Raw genomic sequence first — 13,985 nt, forward strand, 5'->3', positions numbered from 1 at the left:
AGAAGCGCCTGCCAGATGTTCAAGCGATGAGTGCGGGATGAAACGGTTGTCGCATCAACGTCTCGTAAAACTGGCAAAAATTTGCGAGTGGCTTACTTTGCCACCATAGTCAGGCTGCGCTTTATGGCGCGTTAACCCATCCTGGTGATCTGACTACACCGTGCCCAGCTTTTTGCAACCCAAGACCCCGCCCAGCAATGGTGACTGGATTACCGAATACGCCAGAACGACCCGCGTTCAATGGCAGGGTGATTGCGTCACTTTGCGCGATATCCGCAATTTTCGGTATATCACCCGCGACCAGCCTCTGCCCGCCTGGTACGACGCCAGCTATGACCTCAACACCGTGCAGTCGGTGGACCTGGTGGTATCGCACTGGTCCGGTCCGGCTATCGCGCATGTGTTTATCAGCTTTGGTTTCAGCGATGGCCGCTATCTGGCCATTTCGATAGAAACGCGACGGCAGAACGGTCAGAAGTACTCCCCGTTTGGCGGCTTTTTACGCAATTACGCGCTGATTTACGTGGTGGCCGATGAGCGTGACCTGATCGGCGTGCGTACCGATATCCGCCGCGAGCGGGTGCATCTGTATCGGCTTGATCTGTCTCCCGCCGTTGCCCGCCAAGTATTTGAGCAATACCTGGCCCGAGTCGATCATCTGAACCGGCATCCCGAGTTCTACAACACGCTTTTCAATAACTGCACCACCAATATCCTGCGTCATGCCCGCGCCTTGGCTCCGCAATTTCGCTATAGCTGGAAAATCCTCGCCAGCGGTTACGCCGATGCCTACACGTGGGATCTGGGCTTGCTTGATCAGGCCATTCCTTTTGCCCAACTCAAGGCACAAAGCCTGATCCAGCGACCGGCCGACGCGCAGATCGACGAACAGTTTTCCAGCACTATCCGCCAGCAGCGAGGCACGCACATTTAGCGCGGCAAGCGTTGGGTAATGAAGGCGATCTCGTATTGATGCCCCGGATAACGGCTGCTGACGCGGCTGGAGAAATCCGTCACCGACATGCGGTGATCATAAGTGTCATGCAGCCATTGCACGAACTCATTGGCTTGTTCATCAGTGTTCAGCGGAATCTTGCGGTATTGCCGGTCGGCCTGGATGTCGCTGGCCAGTTGCATATACCAGGCGAAAAAGGCCGGGTCATTGTGGGCAGAAACGGCGCGCGGGTCGTTCACGCTGGCGCAGCCCTGAGTGAGCAGCACACCGCCCACAGACAACGCAATCATTACGCCAAGCAAAAATTTTCTGAGTTGTTGCTGCATGGTGATTCTCCTCAATCTGTAAAACCGGAAACAACCGGTGGGCGAATCACTGCAGTGTGGGCGCGTCGTACGCTTGGGTAAACCAGGCTAAGTATCGTTATCCATTGCCAATTTTCGCTTAGGTATGGGCATAGGCGATCCCGCATTGGTGGGACTCGTTGGCTGGCGTTTTTTTGCATTGCGCAAAGCCGCCACAGTTTTGAATTGAAAACGAGGGCTTTCTGCGAGCTTGCTTTACCATTTGCCACGGATAAACCTAATATCGCCTGAAATGAAATATTGATAGTGAGTGTGGATGAAATGGTTCGGTTGATTTTGCTGTTGCTGGGTGTGGATTACCTGCGTAAACGCTGGCGTGCGCTGCGGTTGATGGGCTGGATCTGGGCAATACTCGGCATCGGGCTGTTTATTGATGCGCTGGATAACGCCATTTATTTCCCGCTCAATTTCTTTGCCGGGCTACTGATGCTGGATGGTTTTTCCACGCTGGCCGTGGCGTGGACGGGTATGGGCGGGCAGAAAATGCTGCGCTACGTAAAAGGCGGCGCGTTTGTGTTTTCTGCCATGCTGATTCTGGCCGGGCATCACCACGGCAATTTTGTGTTGTCGATGATCTTTGGCACGTTGTTCCTGGCTGACGGCTTGCTGCAAGCAGTGTCGGCGTGGGTGGTGCGTTATCCGCGCTGGCGCCCGGCGTTGATTGGCGGGGTAGTGGAGATCGGCATCGCGATCTTTTTCTATCAGCCATATCCGACTCACTACGTTGGCACCGTGCCGTATTGCATTGGCCTCGGTTTGTTTTTCAGCGGCTGGAGCATGTTGCTGCTGGCATACCGCGTGCGGCGCATGTCCGATAAAGCCTTTGTGAATGCGGTGCTGGAGCGGCCCGCTGCCCAAGCCTGGAAGAACTACAACCCCGAGATTGCCGCCGATGCGCCGCTGGAATGGGATGGCCCGCCAGCAGAAAGCGAGCGGGCGCTGACGGTGCATGTGTGGACGCCGGTTGGCTCATCCAAAGCGCCAGCCCAGCGGCGCTTGCTGGTGGACCGTTATATTGCGGCGGTCGATGCCAATGGCGTGATCTCCACCGGGCATGCGGCACTCGAGTCGCCCGAAGGCATCTACATCAGCTTGTATCCGGGCGTGGAAATTGATCGCTCGCCAGACGATTTTGGCCGCCTGTTGCGCGCCACACGGGAGAACGACGTACCGGGTGTGTTCCAGCCGGATTACGCGACAGAAGCGCAAGCCTGGTGCCCGTCGACCACTCGCGTTCGTATCCGCAATTACAGCCCGGAGCGCTTGCGCGTGTTCTGGGAGGAATACCGCCAGGACACCACCTATAACCTGACCTGGCGCAATTGCTCCAGTACGGTGGCGCGGGCGCTGGAAGCCGCGGTGGAAGGTTCGGTCGGGCACTTTCGCGGGAAGGATCGCGGCTGGGCGCCGTTTTTGCGCATGTTGAGCACGCCGGAATTATGGGTGGCGGCGCAAATTCGCAAACGTGCCAAAACCATGGCCTGGACTCCCGGTTTGACGCTGGATTACGCTCGCGCGCTGAGCATGCTGGTCGATCCGCGCCCGTTTGGCTGGCTGAAAATGGCGCGGATCGCCGTCAAGCGCATGGTGCGTTCGCGGCGGCGCTGGCATCAGGAAGAAGCAACGGCCAAGGCAGACGGGCGTCCTCATTAGCCGGTGAGTGCATGGCAACGGGCCAGCGACAAGTGCGCAGTCATGCAACACCGGGAGATGCCATGCGCTTTGCCGTTTTCTTTCGCAATCTCAATTTCGGGCACGCGGGCAGCCCGACCAAAGCGCAATTTTTGCAGGCGCTAGAGGCTGGCGGCGCGAGGGCGGCCGCGTCCATTCTCTCGCATGGCACAGCGGTTTTTTCGGCCGATTCTGATGAGCATGCCCAGTCTGTAGTGGCGGCGACGTGCGGCCAATTGCAAACGTTATGTGGCTGGCTTGATGCAGCCCATGTTCGCTGCATCGCCGACCTGGCCCGGTTGGTGGCGAGCGAGCCGTTTGCCAGTGGCCCGCAAGACGAGATTTACGAGCGTTGTGTCACTTTTCTGCCCGCCAAAGCAGGCCACGCACTGACTATGCCGATCATCAGCCCGCGCCGCGATATCGAAGTCTTTGCCGCTTTGCCGGACATCGCGCTTGGCGTGGTGCGACTGGTGAACGGCCGCCCCGGCAATATCAATGCATTGCTGGAGCGCCTGATTGCCGCCCGCCTGACCACCCGCAACTGGAACACCGTGTCACGCGTGGTGCGGCAAGAGGCTGCGGCGGGTTACTGCTGATCAGATCGCGCGGCGGGCATCATTCCCAGATCCATTTCCACAGGCCAGGTAGTTCCGGAATTTGGGCGCCGTCTTGCACGCTACGGCCCAGTGCGGCACGTTCCACCGCGCGGCGGTCGTCATAAAATGGCTTGGCGGCAGTCTGCAGATGCACTTCGCGGGCGCTGGTGGTGAGAATCTCCAGGTACTCCGCCATGTGGTCAGCGGTGTAGCTGTTGATGTCGTGAAACGCGACCAGCACCGGGATATTGCCGTCAACGACTGGCAGTTTGCCCTGGGCGATATGCTCACGCAGGTCCGCCAGTTCATGCAGCAAATTGGAGCGGCGGCGCAAGCTGCCTTTAATGCCGTAGATCTTGCCGTCGTTGGCGCTCAAATCGGTCAGCAGAATGTGCATGCCGTGCTGCTGATAGGTGGTGAAAGTACGTTGGTCGTAATTCCAGAAGGGCGGACGCACCAGCTTGGGCGGCTCGCCCTGCAGCGCGGTGATATCGCTAATGCCATCGTTCAGCGATTGTTCCAGCACTTCTGGTTTCAGAAAACGGTGATTGGAATGGAACGGCGTGGCGGTATGAAAGCCCAGCAACTGGCCCTGCGCCACTTCCTGCCGCATGATTTCTTGTCCGGCCACCGTATCGCCTGCGCCCCATGAGCGCGTTTGCACGAAGAACAGTGCCTTGATGCCGTTTTCTTGCGGGTTGTCGGCCAGCGTATGCAGAATCGACAATGTGGGGTTGTCGGTTTTGTCGCGGCTCGGGCCATCATCAAAGGTCAGCAAGAAACGGATGGGTGGTTGCGCTTTGAGCAGCGCCTCGGTTTGCGGCGATAGCGGCGGTGGCGCAGCCGCGCAGCCAGCCAGCAATACGGCAAGCGCACTGATGCTCAATGCCGAATGAGTACGTTGACGAACTGCGGTGATTGTTTGCTGGAGCATGGACATACGGAAGCATCTGATAGAAAAGGCGAAATGGCTGCGAATAATACCCGTGTCTTTACGCTACTCCCGCAGCTTGTTACAAACGGCTACAGCTGGCTGTGAGGTTGTTCGCAGTATTAAGCCAAATTGAGACAGATATCGCCGCCGCGAGGAGTGCCGCAAAAATCTGCAGACTTCGCGTAAATCGGCATAAGATTTGCGCGACTCATTTTCTGGATTGCCGCGTGTCATTTTCGATCAGTCAGAACCGGCCGAACTGGCTTGCCTTGCTGCACAAACTGTTATTGGTGGCCGCAATAACGGCCCTCACCGGCTGCGCCGTGCTGGACCCGCACCGGATTGTCTCGCGCCAGGTCGACCGGCTTACCGTCAGCAGCACGCTGGACGCCCACAACCGGGAGGCCGCATTCAACCAGGTATGGCAAACCATTAACGACGGTTATGTTGACCCGCATTTCAACGGCGTCGATTGGGTGGCGGTGCGTGAGCGTTACCGCCCGCTGGTGCTGAACGCGCCGGATGACGCCACCTTCTGGGCCGAGCTGGATCAGATGGCAGGCGAGCTGAACGATGTCCATACCCGTGTGGAAACACCGGCCCGTTATGCCCAGATCAAACATGACAAAGCCGCTGGCCTGGGCATCGGTGTGGCTTTGCTGGATGGCCAACTGGTGATTGATGGCGTGGGCGGGCAGACGCAGGCGGCGTTGCTGGGGGTGCGGTCCGGGCAAGTTCTGACCGGTATCGACGGTCAGCCTGCGCTGGATTGGTGGCAACAACAGCTGGCGCATGTGCGCGGCGGTTCCACCAGTTGGTCACGCGATGCCTACGTGCTGCGGGCGCTGAATAATCCGCTGCCCGCCACGCAGCGCATGCTTGAACTGGAACGTCCGGACAAATCGGCTTTCAGCGCAACCCTGCGCGACGAACAGATCAAAGCACCGCCGTGGCTGCTATCCCACACGCTGACCGGCAACATCGCCTACCTGCGTTTTTCCGGATTTGACCGGGATATCAAATCCGACATCATGACCGCGCTGGATCAGGCTCAGACCGCGCAAGGCATCGTGCTGGACCTGCGCAGCAACGGTGGCGGTGATGGGCTGATGGCGCTGGATATCCTTGCCCGCTTTGTCACCGGCGAAGTCAAAGGCGCGCGGGTAATTACCCGTGATGGCAAGCCGGTACGGCTATTGGGATACCCGCTGCTGGAGACCGAACCCGTATTGCAAGGGTCGGCTCACCCGCTGACCGCACCGTTGGCGATTTTGATTAATCGCCACTCCGCCAGCGCTGCCGAGTTAACCGCCGGGGCCGCGCAAGCCATCGGCCGGGCTCGGGTGTTTGGCGAGGTCAGTTGCGGCTGCTTGCTGGGTTTCTTTGATTACGACCCGCTACCGGGCGGCGGCGCGCTCGCCTACAGCGAGGTGGATATGCTGCTGCCCAATGGCCAACGCATCGAAGGCCGCGGCGTGCTGCCGGACGAGCCAGTCAAAGTGACGCGCCAGACCTTGAGCCAGGGATCGGACCCGGTTCTGCACGCCGCGCTGGACTGGCTGCAACAGCAAAAACACCCCGCCGCATCAGTGCAGCAGACCAGGTAAAGCACCGGCAATGCCACTGGCGATCACTACCAGCCAAGGTGGTAGTCGCCATAACATCAGCGCGGCCAGCGCCAGCAATACCAGGGCGATATCGGCGACTCCGCGTACCGCGCCAGTCCATACCGGTTGATACAGTGCTGCCAGCAACAGGCCCACCACCGCCGCGTTAACGCCGGTCAGCGCGGCCTGGGTACGCTGGCTGTGGCGTAATGTCTCCCAGAACGGCATTACTCCCAGCACCAGCAGCATCGACGGCAAAAAAATAGCAATCAGGCACCAGCTGCCGCCCAGCCAGCCACTGGGTGTCCCACTGCTGGCCGCCCCGAGAAAAGCGGCAAAGGTGCACAGTGGGCCGGGCATGGCCTGGGTTACGCCATATCCTGCAAGAAACAGATTGGCCGAGACCCAGCCATGCGGAATCACCTGTGCCTGTAGCAGCGGCAACATGACGTGCCCGCCACCAAAAATCAGCGAGCCGGTCTGGTAAAACTCGCTGAACATGGTCAGTGTCTGGCTGGGCCACTGCCGCGCCAGCAATGGCAAACCTGCCAGCAAAGCAAAGAACAACAGCAAGAAGACGGCGCTGGCAGAACGGCTGCGAGTCGGGATGATTGATTCCGGCTGCCGCAGTTGTTGCTGACCGGCAAACAGGCGCATTCCCAGCAAACCCGCGAGCGCAATCAGCGCTAATTGCATGCCGGCTATTGGCCAGAGCAGGACCGTGCCAGCCACCAACAGGGTCAGCAACGCGCGCGCGACACTTCCACTATGCGTGCGGGCCATGCCGTAAACGGCTTGCGCGACCACGGCCACCGCCACCAGTTTCAATCCATGGAGCGCGCCAGCGGGCACCAGATTGCCCCAGTGCGTCAGACCTTGTGCCAGTGCGATCAGCAAGCAGGCTGACGGCAGGGTAAAACCGGCCCAGGCGGCCAGCGCTCCTGCCACACCGGCTCGGCTTAATCCGATCGCCATGCCGACCTGGCTACTGGCCGGGCCTGGCAAAAACTGGCACAACGCGACCAGATCACCAAAGCTGTGCTCGCTGAGCCAGCGGCGGCGCACCACGAATTCCGCACGAAAGTAACCCAGATGCGCGACTGGCCCGCCAAATGCCGTCAGCCCCAGACGTAAAAAGGCAATGAAGACAGGCCATACTTGCCGGCCATGTTCGGAGTCAGGTTGCAGTGCCGGGGCGACTTGAGACATCGGTTGATTCGGTAATCCAGAAAAAATGATTAGCACCGATTCTGCCAGAGCTTGATGGCAACTGTTGCTTTGCCATTCTCGCTTGCCCCGAACAGTTTTTATGCCTTTGGTATTAAGAACGTCGTCATAATGCCGATATAGCGGGGGCGGCGTGACAATAGAGCAGCATAAACAGAAGTACCGGCCCGAGCTTAATTGAAACCGGTTTCAAGATTTAAGTCTGAGTCCTGGGGAGGGCACCATGTTCAAGAGCATGGGTATACGGCAGCGCATGCGCGTTTTGCTGATTTGCATGATGGCGGGGCTGGTTATCGTTTCGGCGCTGGGTTTGTTGTCGACGCGGCAAGGCATGATGGCCGATCGCGAAACACGGGTGCAGCACATGGTCGAAGCGGCCATGGGCATTTTGAAGTACTACCGCGAGCAAGAAGTGAGCGGCAAGATGAGCCGGGCCGACGCGCAAAAAGCGGCGGGCATGGCGATTCAGTCGGCGTCATACAACGGTGGCAAAGACTACTTTTTTGTTTTCGATTACAACTCGGTCGAACTCTATATCCCCAACCCGAAAATGGTTGGCAAGGATATGAGTAACGTCGCGGATGCCGACGGCGTGAAGTTCGTGCCGGAGATGGTCAAGGTCGGGCGCAATGGTGGCGGCTTTGTGCATTACGCCTTCCCGCGCCCGGGTAGCACTGATCCCAAACCCAAGGTCAGCTACGCCATGGCGTTTGATGACTGGCAATGGGTGGTGGGCACCGGGATTTACATCGATGACGTCAGCACTGCTTTCTGGAACGAAGCGCTGCGGCAAATGGCCTATGTGCTGATTGTGCTGGTGGCACTCGGCGTGATTGGCGGCATGCTGGTGCGCTCTGTGTTGCGCCAGTTGGGGGGCGAGCCCGCTTACGCCAGCGAAGTCATGCAGCGTATCGCCGCCGGTGATTTGACCGTGCAGGTACGTACCGACGGCGACAATGAAAACAGTCTGCTGGCGGGCATTCAGCGCATGGCCGTTTCGTTGCGGGCGCTGATCCAGCAGATTCATGAGAACGCGGGAGAAGTCGGACGATTGACGTCAGAAGTGGCTGGTGCGGCTGATAAAGTAGCCTCTGGCTCCGACAGCCAGAACGACGCCACCCGCTCCATGGCCGCCGCTATCGAACAAATGAGCACCAGCATTGTGGTGGTGGCCGACAACGCGGGCGAGGCCAGCCGCCTGAGCGCAGAGGCTGGTTCGCAAGCCGAGCGCGGTAACGAAATCATTGGCGGCACCAGTCACAAGATCAACCAGATATCCGGGATCGTGGCGGACTCGGCGACCAGCATTGGCGCGCTCGGTGAACAAACCGACAGCATTGCCAGCATCATGCAGATGATCCGTGAGGTGGCAGAGCAGACCAATTTGCTGGCGTTGAATGCCGCCATTGAAGCCGCGCGCGCCGGTGAACAAGGCCGTGGCTTTGCCGTGGTTGCCGATGAAGTGCGCAAACTGGCTGAACGCACCAGCGGAGCGACCGCCGAAATCAGCGGCAAGATTGATTCGATTCGCGATGCTTCCAAAGAAGCAACGGTGCGCATGGCTTCGGTGGTGAAAGAGGTGGCGCAAGGCGTACAAATGGCGGGTGAGGCCAGCGCCGCCATCGCCAGCATTCGCACTGATTCGGGCAAGGTAGTGGTTTCTGCCAACCAGATTTCCGAAGCGTTGCGTGAACAAAGTGCGGCCAGCCACGCCATTGCCAGCCATGTGGAAGACATTGCCAACATGACCGAGCAAAACACCGACAACGCGCGCCGGGCAGCAGACGCGGCGCGGCGGCTGGATCAACTCACCCAAAGCCTGCGCGATGCGGTGGATCGTTTCAAGGTTTAGTCCCTTACTGCGCAACCCTTGTTTGCAGTTATCTCAGACCCGGCTTCGTGCCGGGTTTGTTGTTTACCGTTACCTGGAACGCATGCGTAAACGCCGTAATTGTTGCGCAAAAATCAAAAGTATCTGGACGGCCAGCGGCTTAAAGCAAGAAACCGACTCGCGCATACTGCAGTCCAGCCAGCAACAACACTGGATACAAAGGAAAACACTATGAGCATCCCGGCATTGGGCCTTGGCACGTTTCGTCTGAAAGACCAGGTGGTGATTGATTCGGTACGTAATGGCCTGGACGCAGGTTATCGCGTAATCGATACCGCGCAGATTTATGGCAACGAGGCCGAAGTTGGCCAAGCCATCGCCGCCAGCGGCGTGTCGCGCAAAGATCTGTTTATTACCACCAAAATCTGGATCGACCACCTGGCGCACGACCGCCTTATCCCTAGCCTGCAAGAAAGCCTGCACAAGCTGGGGACCGATCACGTTGATCTGACTTTGATTCACTGGCCATCGCCCAATAACGCGGTGCCGGTGAGCGAATTCATGGGCGCGCTGGCTGAGGCCAAACGACAAGGGCTTACCCGGCAGATTGGCGTTTCCAACTTCAATATTGCGCTGCTGCGCGAGGCCATTGCGGCAGTGGGGGCGAGCGAAATTGCCACCAACCAGATCGAACTGCATCCGTATCTGCAAAACCGCAAGCTGGTCGAGTTTGCCCAAAGCCAGGGCATTCATATCACGTCCTATATGACGCTGGCTTATGGTAAGGCACTGCAAGACCCGGTGATTGTGCAGATTGCGCGCAACCACCAAGCCACCCCGGCGCAGGTGGTGCTGGCGTGGGCCATGCAACTGGGCTACGCGGTGATTCCGTCATCTACCAAACGCGAAAATCTGGCAAGCAACTTGCTGGCGGTTGGGTTGACGCTCAGCGAGGCCGAAATGACGCAAATTGCGGCGCTGGACCGCAACGAGCGCCTGACTGACCCGGACGGACTGGCTCCGGCATGGGACTAACAAGTTAGCCCGCCTGCATTGGGCATGGCGCTGGGGTTTGCCAGCGGCAAGCGGACCACCTTCGTGTGGTCCGCTTGCCGTTTAAAGTGGGTTTGATCCCGCCGGTCAACTTGCCGGGTAAAAAGATTTGCCTGGCGGGTCATCCGGCCTGGGCTTTGCGGCGTTTGAACTAAAGTTCAAAGCAGATGGTGTCTGGCTGCCGGCTTATTGCCCCGGCCAGTCACCATCTCCCTTCACGCCACCAAGGCAGGCCGTCATGACCGCACCCAACGCCGTAGCTTCCGATACGGATAACGCTGCCTTCACGCAACTGGTTCAACAGGCCATTACCTTGCATCTGCAAGGTCAGCGCGAATCCGCCGAGGCTATTTATCTGGCCGTGCTGCAGCAACAACCACATCCTGATGCGCTGCACTGGTTAGGCATATTGCGCCACCAGCAAGGCAACGGGGCTGAGGCGGTGCCCTTGCTGGCACGCTCGTGTGAGTTGCAGCCGGAAAACGCGGAATGGCGCAATGATCTGGGCAATGTGCTGGCCAGCAACGACGCCGTTGTTGATGCCGCCGAACAGTTTCGCGCCGCGTTGCAGCTGGATGAGCGCAGCGCCGTGTACTGGAACAACTTTGGCGCGATGTTGCAGCGCCTGAATCATGAGACCGAAGCGGGCGAAGCCTGGTTGCAGGCGGTGACGCTGGCCCCGGATTATATCGACGCGCTGGATAACTATGGCCAATGGCTGATCCGCCAGGGCCGGGATCAGGAAGGCGCCGAGTTTGTCTGCCGCGCCTTCGTGCTTAAACCGGCGGCAGATCAACCGCCGATGATGCGCGGCATCGCCTTTTACCGGCTGGGGCAGATCAGCGATGCTGCGCAGGTTTACCGGCAATGGCTGGACGCTGATCCGGGCAACCCGACGGCAAAGCACTTGCTGGCCGCGTGTTCGGGCGAAAACGTCCCGACCCGCGCTGGCGACGATTATGTGCAGACCACCTTTGACGATTACGCGGCCACCTTCGATGCCCGGCTTAAACAATTGGGCTACGCCATCCCGCAAGCTTTGCACGACACGCTCAAACAGCTGGCTCCCGCCAATCAGCAATGGCAGGTGCTTGATGCCGGTTGCGGCACCGGCTGGTGCGGCACGTTCCTGCGCGATTACGCCAATACGCTGGTCGGGGTTGATCTGTCGGCCAAGATGCTGGAGCAAGCCGCCCATCGCCAGCTTTACGATCAACTGGAACACGCCGAGCTGACTGGCTGGCTACGCCAATGCGCGCAGCAGTTCGGGCTGGTGTGTGCTGCTGATCTGATGATCTATTTTGGCGATCTGACCGAACTGCTGGGAGCCACTCGCCAGGTCATGACTGCAGGCGGTTTGCTGGTGTTCTCAGCGGAAAACCAGACCGACACCCACACCGGAATTGACGGTTTTCAGTTGCTGCCGAGCGGGCGTTATGGGCACAGCGAACATTATCTGCGCGAGGCACTGGCAGAAGCCGGATTTACCGTACAGAGCATCAAATCCCAAGTGGTGCGCCAGGAGTTTGGCCGTCCGGTACCCGGCTGGATTGTGGTGGCGACACGGCGGGCGCACTGACTCCCCCACGCGTATGATCGCCGCCGTGCGGTATGGTCAACACCTCGCACTAGCAGAACCTCGACGACTTTCAGGAAATAGGAAATACCAATTTGGAATCCCTCTACGGCGGCTTTGATCTGGCCCAGTTGCGCAGCGAAGACACCTGGCATGCCATCGCCCCCAGCCTGCACGTGTGTGACAGCGCGTTCTGGCAAAGCCAGCAGGCGCTGCAACTGGATGACACCACGATCGACACACTGGCACAACTGACCACGCGGGAAGGCTATTTTCAGACCGACCCGGTGGATTGGCAGTTGCCGGTGTATGACATGGCTAATCTGATCCACGCGCTGCGGCAGTTGCGTATTCCGCCGGTGTTCGGCTTTGTGTATGACGAGTTCTGGTTGATGTACGTAAAAATGCAGCCGGTGCTGGCGCGGATATTGGGCGACGACTATGTGACGCTGCCCAATGTGTGGGCCTGGCATATCGATCCGGCGGCCAACGAACACGGCTGGCGCCCGCATCGGGATCGCGGCCGGGCTTCGATCTTTGAAGATGGTCGCCCCAAGATATTGAATGTGTGGCTGCCGCTGACCGACGCCACGCCCATCAATGGTTGCATGTACATCGTGCCCGCTGATCGCGATCCGACCTATAACACCGCCGAAGAAATGAACATGCAATATCAGCTCAACGATATCCGCGCCTTGCCTGCCGCTGCGGGCAGCATGCTGGCGTGGAATCAGGCGGTGCTACATTGGGGCTCGCACGCCGCGCCGCGCATTGCGACACCACGGATCAGCATTGGCGCCGAGTTCCAGCGTCGCGACGTGGCGCCGTTCAGCGAGCCGTTTCTGGAACCAGGCACCCAGCCGACCTTCGCCGCACGCCTGTGGATGATCGCGGAACAGTTCAAACGCTACCGGCACCATCACCCGGATGATGCCGGGCTGGCTTTCCTGGCGGACAACCTGGTGCCGGGCAGCGCCAGCTAAGCGGGCGGCTCCGGGTTATTTCGGGTCCTGACCAAACAGCAGCTTGCGCGCTTCGGCGGTCATCAGCGCTTGTGGATCAGTGTTGATCTGTTCCACCAGCGCGTAAGCACGCTGTACCGCAGGCCGGGCAGCCATGCGCTCCAGCCACGCCGCCATATGCGGGAAGTCTTCAATTTTCTGGCGTTGGCCTTCCCACAATTTGGCCCATGGGTAAATGGCCATGTCGGCAATCGAATAGTCCCCGGCGACGTAGTCTTTGTCCGCCAGTTGCCGATCCAGCACGCCGTAGAGTCGGGCGGTTTCTTTGACGTAACGGTCAATCGCATACGGAATCGGCTCGGGTGCATAACGGCCAAAGTGGTGATTCTGCCCGGCCATTGGCCCCACGCCGCCCATTTGCCAGTACAACCACTGCAGCACGGTAAAGCGACCGCGCACATCATTTTGTGGCAAAAACTCGCCCGTTTTGTCGGCCAGATATTCCAGAATCGCCCCCGACTCAAACAAGGAAAACGGCTCGCCACCATCCAGCGGATGCTGATCCACAATGGCTGGAATACGGTTGTTGGGCGCGATTTTCAAAAAGGCCGGAGCAAACTGCTCGCCCTTGCCGATATGGATCGGGTGGATGGTGTAATCCAGCCCGGTCTCTTCCAGAAAAATCGTGACCTTGTGGCCATTGGGCGTAGTCCAGTAATACAGATCGATCATGTCGGTGCATCCTTGTGCGTGGCGTTCACTGGCGTTCACTGGCGTTCACTGGCGTTGACTGGCGTTGACTGATGTCGCCGCAAATCATTGCACAACCTGGCACGTCTGCCCAACCGGCATGGTCCAGCGATGGCCTTGTTCTGGCGGGATGATCCGACGGTCTAGTGGCCCGCTTGCAGGCAGCGCGGGCACAAACAGGCGCGATCAAGCTGCTCTGGCGGTAGCTGATTCAACACCGTGGCATCTACCGTGACGCTCATGCACCAGCAGCTGGCGGCGGCGTCCGGCCCCGATTGCACCATGGCGCAGCCGTTCAGGGCGCCGCAGATCGGGCAAATGGCGCTGGCTGGAATACTGGCGGGGTCGGGGTGGTCGGGCACGGGTGACTCAAACAGGATGTGGGTGAATGTCCACTTTGCCACGGTTGAATCGCTGCCTCAATTGCCGCGCGATGTACCGGGCTGGCCAGCTAG

The 13,985-nt window shown here is 59.2% G+C and carries 13 protein-coding genes; 8 read left to right on the plus strand and 5 right to left on the minus strand.

Translation table 11 applies throughout. The features are described from left to right. Positions 1 to 160: 160 nt before the first annotated feature. Complete coding sequence (locus N7220_RS13455; RefSeq protein ID WP_283148038.1) at positions 161 to 934, plus strand: Lnb N-terminal periplasmic domain-containing protein; 774 nt, start codon at positions 161 to 163, stop codon at positions 932 to 934. On the opposite strand, the gene N7220_RS13460 is transcribed toward N7220_RS13455, so the two are convergent. After that, a complete protein-coding gene (locus tag N7220_RS13460; RefSeq protein ID WP_283148039.1) occupies positions 931 to 1,281 on the minus strand; it encodes a hypothetical protein in 351 nt (116 codons plus the stop codon). The genes N7220_RS13455 and N7220_RS13460 overlap by 4 nt on opposite strands. 291 nt (positions 1,282 to 1,572) lie before the next feature. Between N7220_RS13460 and N7220_RS13465 the strand changes: the two genes are divergently transcribed. Continuing rightward, positions 1,573 to 2,973 (plus strand): HdeD family acid-resistance protein, encoded by a 1,401-nt coding sequence (locus N7220_RS13465; protein ID WP_283148040.1) that lies wholly within the window; start codon positions 1,573 to 1,575, stop codon positions 2,971 to 2,973. A gap of 62 nt (positions 2,974 to 3,035) precedes the next feature. Then, on the plus strand, positions 3,036 to 3,590 hold the full coding sequence (locus tag N7220_RS13470; protein ID WP_283148041.1) for a DUF1697 domain-containing protein: 555 nt from the start codon (positions 3,036 to 3,038) through the stop codon (positions 3,588 to 3,590). Positions 3,591 to 3,609: 19 nt separating this feature from the next. Here the strand turns inward: N7220_RS13470 and N7220_RS13475 are convergent, their stop codons facing one another. Beyond that, the gene (locus N7220_RS13475; RefSeq protein WP_283148042.1) at positions 3,610 to 4,530 is read right to left on the minus strand and encodes a polysaccharide deacetylase family protein; all 921 of its coding nucleotides are present in this window, start codon (positions 4,528 to 4,530) and stop codon (positions 3,610 to 3,612) included. 221 nt (positions 4,531 to 4,751) lie between these two features. Between N7220_RS13475 and N7220_RS13480 the strand changes: the two genes are divergently transcribed. Beyond that, complete coding sequence (locus N7220_RS13480) at positions 4,752 to 6,131, plus strand: S41 family peptidase (protein WP_283148043.1); 1,380 nt, start codon at positions 4,752 to 4,754, stop codon at positions 6,129 to 6,131. Here the strand turns inward: N7220_RS13480 and chrA are convergent. Further along, the gene (chrA, locus tag N7220_RS13485; protein WP_283148044.1) at positions 6,111 to 7,340 is read right to left on the minus strand and encodes a chromate efflux transporter; all 1,230 of its coding nucleotides are present in this window, start codon (positions 7,338 to 7,340) and stop codon (positions 6,111 to 6,113) included. The two genes, N7220_RS13480 and chrA, sit on opposite strands and share 21 nt — an antisense overlap. A 241-nt stretch (positions 7,341 to 7,581) precedes the next feature. Between chrA and N7220_RS13490 the strand changes: the two genes are divergently transcribed. The 4 genes from N7220_RS13490 to N7220_RS13505 all read left to right on the plus strand — a co-directional run bounded on the left by N7220_RS13490 (position 7,582) and on the right by N7220_RS13505 (position 12,801). Continuing rightward, positions 7,582 to 9,210, plus strand: a complete 1,629-nt coding sequence (locus N7220_RS13490) for a methyl-accepting chemotaxis protein (protein ID WP_283148045.1) — start codon at positions 7,582 to 7,584, stop codon at positions 9,208 to 9,210. Positions 9,211 to 9,420: 210 nt separating this feature from the next. Beyond that, a complete protein-coding gene (gene dkgB / locus N7220_RS13495; RefSeq protein WP_283148046.1) occupies positions 9,421 to 10,224 on the plus strand; it encodes a 2,5-didehydrogluconate reductase DkgB in 804 nt (267 codons plus the stop codon). Positions 10,225 to 10,480: 256 nt separating this feature from the next. Continuing rightward, positions 10,481 to 11,821 (plus strand): tetratricopeptide repeat protein, encoded by a 1,341-nt coding sequence (locus N7220_RS13500; RefSeq protein ID WP_283148047.1) that lies wholly within the window; start codon positions 10,481 to 10,483, stop codon positions 11,819 to 11,821. Positions 11,822 to 11,913: 92 nt separating this feature from the next. After that, positions 11,914 to 12,801, plus strand: a complete 888-nt coding sequence (locus N7220_RS13505; RefSeq protein ID WP_283148048.1) for a phytanoyl-CoA dioxygenase family protein — start codon at positions 11,914 to 11,916, stop codon at positions 12,799 to 12,801. 15 nt (positions 12,802 to 12,816) lie between these two features. Here N7220_RS13505 and N7220_RS13510 read toward each other — a convergent pair whose 3' ends face one another. Together N7220_RS13510 and N7220_RS13515 are read right to left on the minus strand one after the other, a co-directional pair. Further along, entirely contained in the window at positions 12,817 to 13,512 is a 696-nt protein-coding gene (locus N7220_RS13510; RefSeq protein ID WP_283148049.1) for a glutathione S-transferase N-terminal domain-containing protein, read from the minus strand. Positions 13,513 to 13,673: 161 nt separating this feature from the next. Beyond that, on the minus strand, positions 13,674 to 13,934 hold the full coding sequence (locus tag N7220_RS13515; RefSeq protein WP_283148050.1) for a cysteine-rich CWC family protein: 261 nt from the start codon (positions 13,932 to 13,934) through the stop codon (positions 13,674 to 13,676). Positions 13,935 to 13,985 lie beyond the last annotated feature (51 nt).

The organism is Silvimonas soli (assembly GCF_030035605.1).
Taxonomy (GTDB): Bacteria; Pseudomonadota; Gammaproteobacteria; order Burkholderiales; family Chitinibacteraceae; genus Silvimonas; species Silvimonas soli.